General features: G+C 65.5%; 13 protein-coding genes. 6 read left to right on the top strand and 7 right to left on the bottom strand.

Annotated features, from left to right (window positions below; genetic code table 11):
- Positions 1–59: 59 nt before the first annotated feature.
- From metA to ACQR13_RS16885, 3 genes are all read right to left on the bottom strand, one after another.
- The gene (gene metA / locus ACQR13_RS16875) at positions 60–1,040 is read right to left on the bottom strand and encodes a homoserine O-succinyltransferase MetA (RefSeq protein WP_316191837.1); all 981 of its coding nucleotides are present in this window, start codon (positions 1,038–1,040) and stop codon (positions 60–62) included.
- Between the two features lie 12 nt (positions 1,041–1,052).
- Positions 1,053–2,357 (bottom strand): O-acetylhomoserine aminocarboxypropyltransferase/cysteine synthase family protein, encoded by a 1,305-nt coding sequence (locus ACQR13_RS16880; protein ID WP_315750808.1) that lies wholly within the window; start codon positions 2,355–2,357, stop codon positions 1,053–1,055.
- A gap of 150 nt (positions 2,358–2,507) precedes the next feature.
- Positions 2,508–3,464 (bottom strand): alpha/beta hydrolase, encoded by a 957-nt coding sequence (locus ACQR13_RS16885; protein ID WP_315750809.1) that lies wholly within the window; start codon positions 3,462–3,464, stop codon positions 2,508–2,510.
- Positions 3,465–3,605: 141 nt separating this feature from the next.
- On the opposite strand from ACQR13_RS16885, the gene ACQR13_RS16890 reads away from it, so the two are divergent.
- Positions 3,606–4,493 (top strand): branched-chain amino acid aminotransferase, encoded by an 888-nt coding sequence (locus ACQR13_RS16890; protein ID WP_315750810.1) that lies wholly within the window; start codon positions 3,606–3,608, stop codon positions 4,491–4,493.
- A gap of 1 nt (position 4,494) precedes the next feature.
- Here the strand turns inward: ACQR13_RS16890 and ACQR13_RS16895 are convergent, their stop codons facing one another.
- The 3 genes from ACQR13_RS16895 to ACQR13_RS16905 are packed head-to-tail and all read right to left on the bottom strand — an operon-like array spanning position 4,495 to position 7,572.
- Entirely contained in the window at positions 4,495–5,376 is an 882-nt protein-coding gene (locus tag ACQR13_RS16895) for an acyl-CoA acyltransferase (protein WP_315750812.1), read from the bottom strand.
- A gap of 39 nt (positions 5,377–5,415) precedes the next feature.
- Positions 5,416–6,378 carry an amino acid--[acyl-carrier-protein] ligase gene (locus ACQR13_RS16900; RefSeq protein WP_315717036.1) on the bottom strand — a complete coding sequence of 321 codons (963 nt, stop codon included), beginning with the start codon at positions 6,376–6,378 and terminating at the stop codon, positions 5,416–5,418.
- Between the two features lie 42 nt (positions 6,379–6,420).
- Positions 6,421–7,572, bottom strand: coding sequence for an acyl-CoA dehydrogenase family protein (locus ACQR13_RS16905; protein WP_409998634.1), 1,152 nt, complete (start codon positions 7,570–7,572; stop codon positions 6,421–6,423).
- 417 nt (positions 7,573–7,989) lie between these two features.
- Here ACQR13_RS16905 and ACQR13_RS16910 point away from each other — a divergent pair, with 417 nt between their 5' ends.
- The 3 genes from ACQR13_RS16910 to mtnA all read left to right on the top strand — a co-directional run bounded on the left by ACQR13_RS16910 (position 7,990) and on the right by mtnA (position 10,347).
- Complete coding sequence (locus tag ACQR13_RS16910) at positions 7,990–8,262, top strand: phosphopantetheine-binding protein (protein WP_315717167.1); 273 nt, start codon at positions 7,990–7,992, stop codon at positions 8,260–8,262.
- A gap of 90 nt (positions 8,263–8,352) precedes the next feature.
- Complete coding sequence (locus tag ACQR13_RS16915; RefSeq protein ID WP_315750816.1) at positions 8,353–9,228, top strand: S-methyl-5'-thioadenosine phosphorylase; 876 nt, start codon at positions 8,353–8,355, stop codon at positions 9,226–9,228.
- A 12-nt stretch (positions 9,229–9,240) separates the two neighbouring features.
- Positions 9,241–10,347: an S-methyl-5-thioribose-1-phosphate isomerase gene (gene mtnA, locus ACQR13_RS16920; RefSeq protein WP_315750817.1), complete on the top strand. Its 1,107-nt coding sequence runs from the start codon at positions 9,241–9,243 to the stop codon at positions 10,345–10,347.
- Positions 10,348–10,436: 89 nt separating this feature from the next.
- Here mtnA and ACQR13_RS16925 read toward each other — a convergent pair whose 3' ends face one another.
- Positions 10,437–11,072: an HAD-IA family hydrolase gene (locus ACQR13_RS16925; protein ID WP_315750818.1), complete on the bottom strand. Its 636-nt coding sequence runs from the start codon at positions 11,070–11,072 to the stop codon at positions 10,437–10,439.
- 90 nt (positions 11,073–11,162) lie between these two features.
- Here ACQR13_RS16925 and ACQR13_RS16930 point away from each other — a divergent pair, with 90 nt between their 5' ends.
- Complete coding sequence (locus ACQR13_RS16930; protein WP_410051871.1) at positions 11,163–11,933, top strand: S1 family peptidase; 771 nt, start codon at positions 11,163–11,165, stop codon at positions 11,931–11,933.
- Positions 11,934–12,043: 110 nt separating this feature from the next.
- Positions 12,044–13,546 (top strand): flavin-containing monooxygenase, encoded by a 1,503-nt coding sequence (locus ACQR13_RS16935; protein WP_434863002.1) that lies wholly within the window; start codon positions 12,044–12,046, stop codon positions 13,544–13,546.
- Positions 13,547–13,759 lie beyond the last annotated feature (213 nt).

Raw genomic sequence — 13,759 nt, forward strand, 5'->3', positions numbered from 1 at the left:
CCAATCTAACAGATAGCGCGCCATTGCGCGATCGCCCCGATGAAAGGCGGGCCTTGGCGCTATCCGGTTTGCCCGAGATGACCGATCCAGTTGCTGAACAGCGTCTGGGCGGCGCTTTCTGCGGCGAGATCGGGCCGCAGCGTCAATCCCGGGAGCTCGGCCGCCAGCGTCGGGTCGCGCCTTTCCTTGGCCCGCCACTCGAACGCGTTGAGCACCGCCTCGCTCTCGGCGCTGAAATAGGATTTCGGCAGCCGCGGGTAGTCGTCGCGCTGCCCGGCGAGAAAGCGCGCGATGTCACGCATGTATTCGCGCTGCAGGGAGAGCGCGTCATACTCGGGATGGCCCTGGAAGAACACGAACCGGCTCGGCATCGAGCGCGCGAAAATGTCGACGCCGACTTCGTCCGAGCGGGTCAGGATGTCGTAGCCGCGCTCCGCCAGCAGCGGCTCGTTGACGGCGTTGAGGCGGGAGTGCGGCACCTGAAGCGGCAAATGGATGCCGTGCGTGAGCCAGTCGTCCTGGACCTTCACGCAGTCGAAGATGCCGGAGCATTTGCTCGCCAGCCGCTGCCGCTCGATGTCGTCGAGATGCAGCACGGCCGCGTGGGCCGCGAGACACGACCAGATGGTCGAGCGCGTGTTGGTTCTGGCCCAGTCGATCACGGAGGCGAGGTCCGACCAATAGGGCTCGTCGCGCAAGGCCGCGGCGACAGGCTCGGCGCCGGTCACGATCAGGCCGTCGATGCCGAGCCGATCGAGCGACCCGATGTCGGCGTAGGACTGGGCGACGTGGCTCCTGGCCGCCTGCGAGCGAGAGATGGAGGGCAGCGAGAAGCAGTGCAGGCGGATGCGGACGTGCCGCGGCGCGCACTGCCGCAGCAGGCGGCCGATCTGGAGATCAGTCGCCTTCAGGGCGCTGTCCGGCATGTTGTTGACGAGGCCGATCGAAAGCTCGATCGGGCGTCGGCCGCGGTCGTCGAATTCAGCGGGCGCGAGGGCAGGGCTCGCGATCCTGCGATGTCGGTCGAACAGCAGGGTCATCGGCTGATCGCTCTACTCCGCCGCATCCAGCTGACGCGTGCGAGGGCAGGCCTGGGCGAGCGCCTGGTCGAGATCCTCGATGATGTCGCTGACGTGCTCGATGCCGATCGACAGCCGGATCGTCTCCGGGAGGACGCCCGCCTTGCGCTGGTCGTCCGGCGGCATCTGCCGATGCGTGGTCGATGCGGGATGGCAGGCCAGCGACTTCGCATCGCCGATATTGACCAGCCGTGTGACGAGCTTCAGGGCGTCATAGAACGCCTTGCCCGCTTCCATGCCGCCCTTGATCCCGAATGTGAACAGCGACGACGCCCGACCGTCGAGATATTTCTGGACCAGGGGATAATAGCAGCTGTCGGGGAAGCCGGCGTAGTTGACCCACGCCACGCGCGGATCGTTGCGGAGGAATTCGGCGACCTTGCGTGCATTCTCGACGTGACGCTCCATGCGCAGCGCGACCGTCTCGATGCCCTGCAGCAGCAGGAAGGCATTGAACGGCGACAGCACCGCGCCCATGGTCCGCTGATAGACGCTGCGCGCGCGCTGGATATAGGCGCTGCGGCCGAAATGATCGGTGTAGACCATCCCGTGATAGGACGCGTCGGGCTGGGTGAAGGCGGGAAAGCGGTCGGCGTGATCCTTCCAGGGGAAGTTGCCGCTGTCGACCAGCATGCCGCCCAGCGTCGTGCCGTGACCGCCGAGAAACTTGGTCAGCGAATGCACCGCGATGTCGGCGCCGTAATCGAACGGCCGCAGCAGGATCGGTGTTGCGACGGTGTTGTCGACGATCAGCGGCACGCCGTTGCGATGCGCGACCTTCGCCAGCGCCTCGATGTCGCAGACATTGCCGGCGGGATTGCCGATCGTCTCGGCGAACACGGCCTTGGTGTTTTCGTCGATGAGACGCTCGATGGCGTCGGACGCATCGCTTTCGGCAAAGCGTCCGGTGATGCCCTGGCGCGGCAGGATGTGACCGAGCAGCGTGTGCGTGGTGCCGTAGAGCTGTGGCACCGAGACGATGTTGCCGCCGCCATCGGCAAGATTGACGAATGCGAAGTGAAGTGCCGCCTGCCCGGTGCCGACGGCGAGCGCGCCGACGCCACCTTCGAGCTCGGCGACGCGCTTCTCGAGCACCGCCGTGGTCGGATTGGAGATACGGCTGTAGCGATAGCCCTCGGCTTCGAGATTGAACAGCGCTGCGCCGTGATCGGCGCTGTCGAAGGCGTAGGCGGCGGTCTGATAGATCGGAACCGCGACGGCCTTGGTGGTCGCCTCCGGCTCATAGCCGGCGTGGATTGCAATCGTCTCGTTGCGCATCGGCGATCTCCCCGCTCGCTTCGATCAATGCGGCGAGCTGCTCGTATTCCGCGAGTGGTGTCGTTGTAGGAGCGCAGGCGTAAAGCGGGCAATAATTCGCGACAAGAACGACGAAATAACCCTAACGATATGTGGCCGAAGAGCTTCGAATTAGCGCGCAACAGGGACACGCAGGAGCGACCGGATCTGCTGCCCGACCAGATCCAGTGCGACCTTCGCCTGCGGCAGGATCGCACCGAGGGCGTGGAAATTGTGAACCATGCCGTCGTGACAGACATGCGCGACGGTGACGCCGGCCTCCGTGAGCCGTGCCGCATAGGCATTGCCCTCGTCGCGCATCGGATCGAACTCCGCGGTGTGGATCACGGCGGGGGGAAGCCCAGCCAGCGTCTCGCGGCACAAGGGCGATATCAGGGGATTGGCGACATCGGACTCGCCGGCCAGATAGTCGGCGAGGTCGGCCTGCCAGGTCGCCCTGTCGATCAGATAGCCGGTCCCGAACAACTCGCGCGACGGCCAGGGGTTGGAAAAATCAAGCACCGGGCAGATCAGGCATTGCAGCGCGATCCTGAGACCGGTGCTGCCGGCAGCCTGCTGACAAACCGCGGCGGCGAGCGTGGCGCCCGCGGAATCGCCGCCGATCACAATGCGATTGCCGTCGATGCCGAGCGCGGCCGCGTGATCGATGGCGAAGTGAACCGCAGCGATCGCATCCTCGATTGCTGCGGGGAACGTGTGCTCGGGAGCGAGACGGTAGTCGATCGAGAGCAGCCGGCAGCCGGCGGCGGCGGCAAGCGCGGCGGCGACCTTGTCGTGCGTGTCGATGCTGCCTGCCACGAGACCGCCGCCGTGAAAGTATACGAAGCCGGGCGGCATCCCGGTATCGTCCAGGCCTGCTGCAGGCGTATACAGGCGATAACGAAGCAGCCCGGAGGGACCGGAGAAATCGCCGTCCCGCGTGATGGCGGCGCCGCAGTCGTTGCGCGCGAACTGCATCAGTTTCGCCAGCGACTGCCGGCGTTGCCGGGGACTCGGAGGCTCCCGGCTTTCCGTCACAACGGCCGCCACCATCGAAAGCAGGCGCTGGGCGCGAGGGTCGAGCGGCATGACAGCTCCAGTTAACCAAGGCATCGGGCATTGTGCCCATCCGCAGTGAATCGATCATGAGCGGCAGGTCGCGACCGGGAAATCCTTAAAATATTCACGCCAGAAGTGCAGATACGATCGATGCCGAACGGGAGCGCCGCCATGACCCACATTGTCAAGCCTGTCAGTTACTCGCAGACCTGGACCTTCTTCGACGGCGAATGGCGCGAGGGCAATGCGCCGATCATGGGCGTCCGGACCCACGCGACGTGGCTCGCATCGACCGTGTTCGACGGGGCGCGCGCATTCGAAGGCGTGACGCCCGATCTCGATCGGCACTGCGCGCGGGTGAATCAGTCCGCGATCAATTTCCGGCTCAAACCCGTGGTGGACGTCGAGACCTGGATGGGGCTGGCGCGGGAGGGCGTCGCGCGCTTCGCAGCAAGAGCCGAGCTCTACATCCGCCCGATGTACTGGGCGCAGCACGGCGCCGGCGGTGGTGTCCTGTTCGATCCCGAGACCACCAATTGGTGCCTGTGCATCTATGAGGCGCCGATGCCGCAGCCGACGGGCAACGCCATCACGCTGTCGCCGTTCCGGCGGCCGACGGCCGAATGCGCGCCGGTCGACGCCAAGGCGGCGTGCCTCTATCCGAACAATTCGCGCGCGCTGATCGAGGCGGCCTCGCGCGGCTTCAACAATTGCCTGATGCTGGATCTGCTCGGCAACGTCGCCGAGTTCGGCAATGCCAACGTGTTCATGGTCAAGGATGGCGTTGTCTTCACGCCGGTGCCGAACGGAACCTTCCTCAACGGGATCACGCGACAGCGCGTGATCGAATTGCTGCGAGGCGACGGCGTCAGTGTGGTCGAGACGACGCTTCGATATGACGATTTTCTGAACGCCGACGAGATATTCTCATCGGGCAACTTCGCCAAGGTCGCGCCGGTGATCCGCATCGACGAGCGGACGATGCCGATCGGTCCGGTGTTCAGCCGTGCGCGCAGGCTGTACTGGGACTATGCGCACCAGGCCAGGGCGGCGGCATAGGTCAGGACCCGTAGATCGGAAGCTCGGTGTCGCTGAGATCGCCGAGCCGCGCCGGCTGCGGCCCCTTGATGTACTTGCGGCCGCGGCGTTCGGTGTAGACGCCGTACAGCCCGGCGACCGGTCCGTTGGCGTCGACGATGACGGACACGCGGCCCCGCAGCAGCAGGAAACGGCCGACGGCGCCGGCGCAGGCGACATAGTCTGAGATGTCGCGGCAATAGATCAGCTGCATGGCGGGCAGTGCGAACCGTCCTTGCCGGATGCGCGCCTGCTGCAGCACCAGGGGAATGCTGCTCTGCTTCGACCTGACCACGATGCTGAGACAGCCATGGCCGGCGTGGCGGATCAGCAGATCCGCTTCGTCGGATGGAATGCCGTCTACAGCGTGCGCATCTGCCGCGACCTGTTGGACTCGAGCGCCCTGGCCCGCAGCCGAGAGTACCGGAATGGAAAACAACAGGCCGCGACAATAGGCACGAAACCCCTGAGCCTCGATGATCGGCCAGGTCCGGCGCGCGGCGCTGATGTTGACGTAGGTGACCTCGGGCCGCCGCTGGGCGATCGCGGTGAGCATCGTCGCGTAGTTGCGGAACGCCGGCTCGACATACCAGCTCGAGAGATTGCACCAGATCCGGGGCTGCGCTGGTGTGCCTCGATTGCTGTAGATCAGCAGCAGGACGCCGACCGCATTGCCGCCCTGCTCGAGCAGGTAGCCGTAGCGTGGATAGCCCTCGGGCGTCGGGCGCGCGGCCTGTCGCTGCAGGCCGCTCGACCAATAGCGGCAGGGGCGCCGGGGAAAGCCGCGCGCCAAGAGATCGGCGACCGCGTCCAGATCGGAGGCTCCGATCTCGCGGCACCGGATCGGTGGCTGGAGCGCGCTCATGAGATGGTCTGCCGATCCCTCGCCGGCGGCTTGGTGGCGTCAGCCGACGGTGCTTGCCTGGCGCTCGAATTGCAGCGCTTCCCGCACGCGCGACGGCCAGCGCGTCGGATCGATGCCGTGGGTGTGGAACAGCGCGACTGCCAGGCGGTCCATGCCGAAGGCCACGCAACCGGTGTGCGCCGGCGCACCGTCGGCATCGTCGATGCCCCAGGTGGTGCCGAAATGCTCGCGATGATAGTTGAAGCTCATGCAGGCGGTGGGCTGCTCCTCCGAGCGCAACGGCACCAGCAGCTCGAATTTCAGCGCCTGCTGCTTCTGGCTGACCGCCTTCATCTGGCCGACGCGGCCGAAGAACGGGTCGCTGGCATGATCGACGCGGAACGACAGGCCGAGATCGCGCGCAATCGCCTGTGCCTTTACCATCCAGCGGTCGCGGAATGCCGAGACGTCGTCGGGCGTGCCGATACAGACATATTCGCGCATCCGGAACGACTGCAGGCGGTCGAGATGACGCGACGGCTCGCGGCGGAAGCAATCGGCCGCGACGTCGAAGCGCAGGCCGCCGACCGGCAGCGCGCCGCGGCTCGCCGCGATCGGATAGACCGGATAGCAGGCCGCGGGCGACAGCACGAGGTCGGCTGGTGACAATGAGGTGGTCCAGTCGCCGCCCTTGTCGAACCGTGCCACGGCTTCATGGATGTCCCGCTCGGTGCCGTGCAGGCCGCAGACGCAGCCGAGCAGGTTGGGGAAACTCTTCAGATAGCCCGACTTTTCGAGCTGGGCGCGGCTCATGACGGGCGGAAAGCGCATGACCTCCGTGCCGGGCTCGCGATGCCGCGTGATGAGCGTCGCGAGCCGCTCCACCACGCCTTCATACAGCGCGGTCCGCGCATAGACGCCATCCGCGCCCATGCGATGGAACAGCGCGCCGGTCAGATGATCGAGCGCGTCGGCCGGCTGGGGTGCAATCTCGGGCGACTGCGGGAGAACGGGAATCGTCATTGTGCAAATCCTGGGTCGAGGCAATGGCTGCAATCGGCGCGATCATTCATGGAGCGAAGTCGGTACCGTGCTCATCAAGTTGGCCGTGGCAATGTTTGCGAGAATACGGTCGTTGTTGATCATGATCGGCGCCGACAGAACGTCGCGCAGGTGGCGGCCGATCGAGAACTCGCCGTCGTTGCGATAGCCCGAGAGACCGCAGGCGCGCATGGCATGCATCACGGTCTCGACGGCAAGTTCAGAGGCCTGCACCTTCAATAGCGTGATGGAGGACTGGAAGTCGAGCGAACCCAGCGCCCGCTCGTCATACTCATGGGCGACGAAGGCATCCATGTTGGTGACGATCATTGCGCGCAGCCGGGCCAGCGCCATCTTCGCCGCGGTGTAATGCGCAGCTGCCGGCGGCATCTGTCCGCCGGCGCCGCGTGCGGCCTTGCGCAGGAAGCGCTGAGCGCGCTCCACGGCAGCCGCAGCGATGCCGGCCCAGGCCGACGACCAGCACAGATGTGCGAACGGCGTCATCGTCTGGCCGTGGATGCGCTCATAGGGCTCGGTGAACATGCGGTCGGAGGGACAACTCACCTCGAGCGCGAATCCTGTTGAGCAGGTGCCGCGCATGCCCAGCGTTTCCCAGCCAAGGGTGCGCGAGATCGTGTAGTCGTCCCTGGTCAGCGCCAGCAGCACCTGATCGGAGGCGGCGGCGCCGTCGGCGCGCCGTGCAATCGTGACGAGGCCATCGGCTTCCGCGCCATAGGAGATGACCGTGGCGTCGCGCTTCAGCGAGATGCGGCCATTCTCGTGGCCGACGGCCGCAGCGCTTGCGCGGATGTTGCCGCCGTTCTGTCCCTCGGTGGTGGACGAGGCCATCAGCAGCTGCTCGGATGCGATACGGCGCATCAGGGATTCCATGTAGGCGCTGCCGCGGCCGTGACGCACCAGGCAGGCGACCTTGGTCTGGTGCATGGCGAAGATCATGGCGCTGGAGGCGCAGGCGCGGCCGAGCGCATAGCAGGCATCGGCAATGTCGTGAATCGAGGCACCGAAGCCACCGAACTCGACCGGAATCTGCATCCCGAGCAGCTTGTGCTCGCGTGACGCTTCGATTGCTGCCTTCGGGAAGCGGCCGTCACGGTCGACCTCGTCGGCTTCCGCGGCGGCCCGCGCGGCAACAGCGGCGGTCCGCTGCAGGAACATGTCGCTGCGATCGAGCAGGAGGCTCTCGCCATCGTCGGGGATCGGGTTTCGAAGCGCGGTTCCCTGGAGAGTCATGACCGATCGATACTCCGGATTTTGTCTCGTTGAGAGATCGGCACGTGCGTCCTCGCAAGATCAGGACAGATGCACTGCGCCTTCTTTGGGCTGCACGCAGGGTATGGATTTGATTCAAATACGTCGACGAAATTCAGGGTAAACGCCGCGCCATCGACGGGTGGGGGTTAATTCCTGGTTGTTTTGGTCCGAGAATTCTAGACCAAGCCGTTAGCGTTAAGACGAGTTCAGACTTGGAACGGGCTGCGGCGTAACTCTTTCGACGCCGAATTGCATTATCTCCCTGCGCGAGCGTCGATCAGATCCGACGTGCCCGAACAAGCCGCGAGTGAAGAGGTCCCCATGCCGAGTTTCGATGTCGATGTCAGTCACAGGATCGTGGCGCTCGTGCGCGATATCCTCGCGCAGAACGCCACGGCCGCCGACGTGACGGCGGATGCAAAGCTCGTCGACATCGGGCTGACGTCCATGGACATGGTCAACCTGATGCTGGCGCTTGAGGCGGAGTTCGATTTCACCATTCCGCAGGAGCTGATCACGCCGGAGAACTTCCAGTCTGTCGCCACGCTGGAGCGTCTGGTGAGCGGTCAGCTGGCGGCAGCCAAGGCTGCCTGATCCAGTTGCCACGCCCCACGGATCACCGCGTCGCTGTTTTCAATTCGTCGCAAAGCTGGCATTCTCGTCTCGGTTGGAGATGGGGACGTCATGACGAAGGCTGTGCTTGGCATTATCGGCGGCTCAGGCATCTATGATCTGCCGGGACTGGAAGATGCCCGCGAAGAGGTGATCGCGAGCCCCTGGGGTGAGCCGTCGGCGCCGGTACGCCGGGGGACGATCGCGGGCCTGCCGATCGTGTTCCTGCCGCGCCATGACAAGGGACACCGGCTGTCCCCCTCCGACATCAATTATCGCGCCAACATCGACGTGCTGAAGCGCGCTGGCGTCACCGACCTGGTGTCGCTGTCGGCCTGCGGCTCGTTCAAGGAAGAGCTCCCGCCGGGTACCTTCGTGCTGGTCGATCAGTTCGTCGATCGCACCTACAAGCGCGAGAGCTCGTTTTTCGGCAAGGGGTGCGTCGCCCACGTGTCGATGGCGCATCCGGTTTCGCCGCGGTTGCGCATTCATCTGGCGGCGGCGGCCGAGGCGGAAGGCATCGCGGTCGTGCGCGGCGGCACCTATGTCTGCATGGAGGGGCCGCAATTCTCGACCTATGCCGAGAGCATGACCTACAAGGCGTCAGGCTATTCGGTGATCGGCATGACTAACATGCCGGAGGCGAAGCTCGCCCGCGAGGCCGAGATCTGTTACGCGACGGTCGCAATGGCGACCGACTTCGACTGCTGGCATCCGGATCATGACGCCGTTACCGTGCAGGACATCATTCGCGTGCTCACCACCAACGCCGACAAGGCCAAATCACTGGTCTCGCGGCTCGCCCGCGAGTTTCCGCGCGAGCACGAACCGTGCCCGATCGGCTCCGACCGTGCGCTCGACACAGCCTTGATCACTGCGCCGGAGGCGCGCGATCCCGAGCTTCTGAAGAAGCTCGATGCGGTCGCAGGCCGTATCTTGCGCGGCTGAGGGGGATCGAACATGAAGGTGGACGGCCGGCACTATCGCAGCATCTGGCTCGACTCCGACGGCTGGTCGGTCTGCGCGATCGATCAGCGCCGATTGCCGCACGAGTTCGTGGTGGCGAAGATCACGACATGCGAGGAGGCCGCTGACGCGATCCGCGGCATGCTGGTCCGCGGTGCGCCGCTCATCGGCGCTACCGCCGCGTTCGGCATGGCGCTGGCGATGCGCGACGACCGCTCCGATCCCGGCATCGACCGCGCCTACCAGATGCTGATCGCGACGCGGCCGACGGCGATCAACCTGAAATGGGCGCTCGACACGATGAGCACCATGCTGCGCCGGCTGGCGCCGTCGGAGCGTCGCGATGCGGCCTATTCCCGCGCCGTCGACATTGCCGGCGAGGACGTCACGATCAACCAGGGCATCGCCGCGCACGGCTTCGCGCTGATCGAGGCGGCCGCGGCGCGCAAGAAGCCGGGCGAAGTCGTGAACGTGCTGACCCACTGCAATGCCGGCTGGCTTGCGACCGTTGATTGGGGCACGGCGACCGCGCCGATCTATCTCGCGCACGATCGCGACATTCCGATCCATGTCTGGGTCGACGAGACCCGGCCGCGCAATCAGGGCGCCTCGCTGACTGCCTGGGAACTCGGGCATCACGGCGTGGCGCATACCGTCATCCCGGACAACACCGGCGGCCATCTCATGCAGCATGGGATGGTCGATCTCGCCATCGTCGGCACCGACCGCGTCGCCGCCAATGGCGACGTCTGCAACAAGATCGGCACCTATCTAAAGGCGCTGGCCGCGCATGACAATGGTGTGCCGTTCTATGTCGCGCTGCCGTCGCCCACGATCGACTTTGCCGTTGCCGAGGGACGGCAGATCCCGATCGAACAGCGCAGTGCGCAGGAAGTGACCGAGATGACCGGCCGCACCGCCGACGGCCGCATCGAGACCGTGCGCATCGTGCCGCCGGGATCGCCAGTCGCGAACTACGGCTTCGACGTCACCCCGGCCCGGCTGGTGAGCGGGCTGATCACCGAGCGTGGCGTGCTGCGGGCCGACGGCGCAGCACTGGCGGCGGCTTTTCCGGAGCGGGCCAAACAGACGAACTATTGAGATCAGCGTCGTTGCGAGCGCAGCGACGCAATCAAGAATCCCACGAAGCCTCCGGATTGCTTCGGCGCAAGTTCGCCGCGCAATGACGATCAGCGCAGGCTCAATCCCGTCGCCGCTTCCAGCTCCGCGATCGCCTGCGATGCGCTGACGACCTTGATCGTGGTCATGCCCATCTCGCGCGCCGGCTTCAGGTTGATGCCGAGATCGTCGAGGTAGACGCAGTCCGCGGGGCTGACTCCGAGCGTCTCGGTCATCATCTGGTAGATCCGGGGATCGGGCTTGCGCAGCCCGATCTTGGCCGATTCGATCACGTGATCGAACAGCACCATCACCTCCGCGACGTACAACGAGCGGCCGCCCTGGCTGCCGGTTGCGTTCGCCGGGAGATTGTTGGTGATGCAGCCGGTCTTGCATTCCGCCTTGATGCGTCGGAGCGCCTCGACCATGTCGGGCCGGAGATCGCCGGCGAGCAGCGGCAGCACCTCGCGCCCGCTGACCGCTGCGCCACCGAGTGCCAGCGACTCCTCGGCAAACAACCTATCAAACGTCTCGAGGTCGATTTCGGCGCGCTCGAATTTCGCCCAGGCGTTCTCGAGATGGTTGGCGGCATTGGTGTTGCGGATGATGTCGACGGGATAGCCGCGCTCCTTCTCGAACCGCGCGAATGCCTCGAACGGCGATGTCGTCATCACGCCACCGAAATCAAAGATCACCGCCTCGACCATGTCAGTCCCGTCCTCCCTCGATCCCTGGATGATCGCTAGCACGGGACGCCGCACTTGGCGACCTCGGCGGCAGCCGCTATTGCTGCCGCGATGAAGCCGTCTCACGCAATCATTGCAGCCGCCGTCCTGCTGGCGCCATCGCCAATCCTCGCCATCGTCGGCAACGCGCCGGCGCTGAATGACGGCATCGGCCGCTCCGTGGTCACGATCGTCGGCTCGCGCGGCAATTTTTGCAGCGGCGCGCTGATTGCTCCGAAGCTGGTGCTGACCGCCGGGCATTGCGTGCCGCCGGGGCTCGATTACCGCATCGTGGAATACGATCGTGACCGCAAGCCGGTTCTCAAGACGGTCCGGCGGGTGGCGGTGCATCCGAGCTTCAGCGTGCAGGCCATCCTGGCGCATCGCGCCACCGCCGATGTCGCGCTGCTGGAATTGGAGGCGCCCGCGGAGGCGCGCGTGCCGGTGGCGCTCGGCGTGCCGCAGCCGCCGCTTGCCGCCGGCAACGCGTTCACGGTCGCAGGGATCGGCGTCGCGATTCCCGGCGACGGCAAGAGCGGCGGCGTGGTGCGTGGGGCTGCGTTGGTTGCGACGGGCAAGCCAGGCACGTTGCAGATCCGGCTGGTCGATCCGGCGACGCAAGGCGCGCGGTCCGGACTGGGCGGATGCACCGGCGACTCCGGCGGCCCTGCGTTCGAGACGCAGCCGCAGGGTCAGGTGCTGATCGGCGTCATCTCATGGTCGACCGGACCGAATCTCGGCGCCGGCTGCGGCGGCATGACCGGCGTCACGCCGCTGACGCTCTATCGCGATTGGGTCGCACAGACCGCGCGGCAATGGGGCATACCGCTCAGCGGAAATTGAGATCGTTCAGGGCTGGGTTGCGGCTCGCCGTCGCGGGTTGACCATCGTCGTGATCGGGTTCAGCCTGTCACGCGAGGAAACACCATCAAGACCAAAGCCCAGGGACTCACATGAACGTCATCGCGCCCATCCGGGAGGCCGCGTCCTCGCACGCGACCGAACATTTCGACGTGCTGATCGTCGGCGCCGGCATCTCCGGCATCGGCAGCGCCTATCAGCTGAGCAGGCAGATGCCCGAAAAGCGTTTCGTGATCCTGGAGAGCCAGGACAGCTTCGGCGGCACCTGGCGGACGCACCGCTATCCCGGCATCCGCTCCGACAGCGACCTGCATACGTTCGGCTACAGCTTCAAGCCATGGGTCGGGCCGCCGATCGCGACCGCGGAAGAGATCCTCAAATACATGGGCGACGTGATCGAGGAGAACGATCTCGGCCGGCACATTCGCTATGGCCACCGCATCGTGTCGGCGAGCTGGTCGAGCGCGACCGGTCTCTGGACGGTGCAGGCGGTGAAGGGCAGGGATCAGCAGCCCGCCACCTTTACAACGAATTTCCTCTGGATGTGCCAGGGCTACTACCGCCACTCGAAGGGCTACACGCCGGAGTGGCCGGACATGGCGGAGTTCAAGGGCCGCATCGTGCATCCGCAGGTCTGGCCCGAGGATCTCGATCTCACGGGCAAGCAGGTCGTGGTCATCGGCTCCGGTGCGACCGCCGCGACCATCCTGCCATCGATCGCGGGCCAATGCGCACACGTGACCATGCTGCAGCGCTCGCCGACCTACTTCCGCATCGGCCGCAATGCGATCGAGCTGGCCGAGGAGCTGCGGAGACTGCAGGTGAAGGAGGAATGGATCCATGAGATCGTCAGGCGCAAGATCCTGTTCGAACAGGATTGGTTCACCAAGCGCTGCCTGACCGAGCCCGACCAGGTGAAGAAGGAGCTGATCGGCCAGATCAGCGCCATCCTCGGACCCGACTACACCGCCAAGCACTTCACGCCGAGCTACCGTCCGTGGCGGCAGCGCATCGCCTTCGTACCGGACGCCGACCTGTTCGAGGGCATCAAGAGCGGAAAGGCTTCGGTCGTGACCGACGAGATCGAGCGGTTCACGGAAGACGGCATCAAGCTGAAGTCCGGCGACGAGCTCAAGGCCGACATCATCGTCACCGCGACCGGCTTCGATCTTTGCGTGCTCGGCGACATCGCATTCTCGATCGACGGCAAGCCGCTCGACTTCGCCGACACCGTGACCTATCGCGGCATGATGTTCACCGGCGTGCCGAACCTGGCCTGGGTGTTCGGCTATTTCCGCGCCAGTTGGACGTTGCGCACGGACCTCGTCGCGGATTTCGTGTGCCGCCTGCTCGCGCACATGAAGGAAAAAGGCGTGAGCAAGGTCGTGCCAGCGCTGCGCCCGGAGGATCACAACATGCCGCTGCTGCCATGGATCGACCCGGAGAACTTCAACCCCGGCTACATGATGCGCAACATGCACCTGCTGCCCAAGCGCGGCGATAAGCCGGAGTGGCAGCACAGCCAGGACTATTGGAGCGAGAAGGACCAGATCCCGGCAATCGATCTGGATGATCCGGCGTTCGTGTATGGGTGAGCTTTTGACGGCCGGCGTACCGCTCCAAAGACGGCGTCGTCCCCGCGAAAGCGGGGATCCATAGCCACCGGCAGGTGTGGTGGGCACAACGTCAACTTTCGTCCCGCCTCAAGCAGCATCACGCGGTATCGGTCCCGGGTCGGCGCCCGCCGGCGCTTCGCGCCGCAGGGCTTGCGCGGGACGGCAGTGATGGTTGGGGCACGCTGGTCGGCC

Source organism: Bradyrhizobium sp. HKCCYLRH3059 (genome assembly GCF_051168035.1).
Classification (GTDB): Bacteria; Pseudomonadota; Alphaproteobacteria; order Rhizobiales; family Xanthobacteraceae; genus Bradyrhizobium.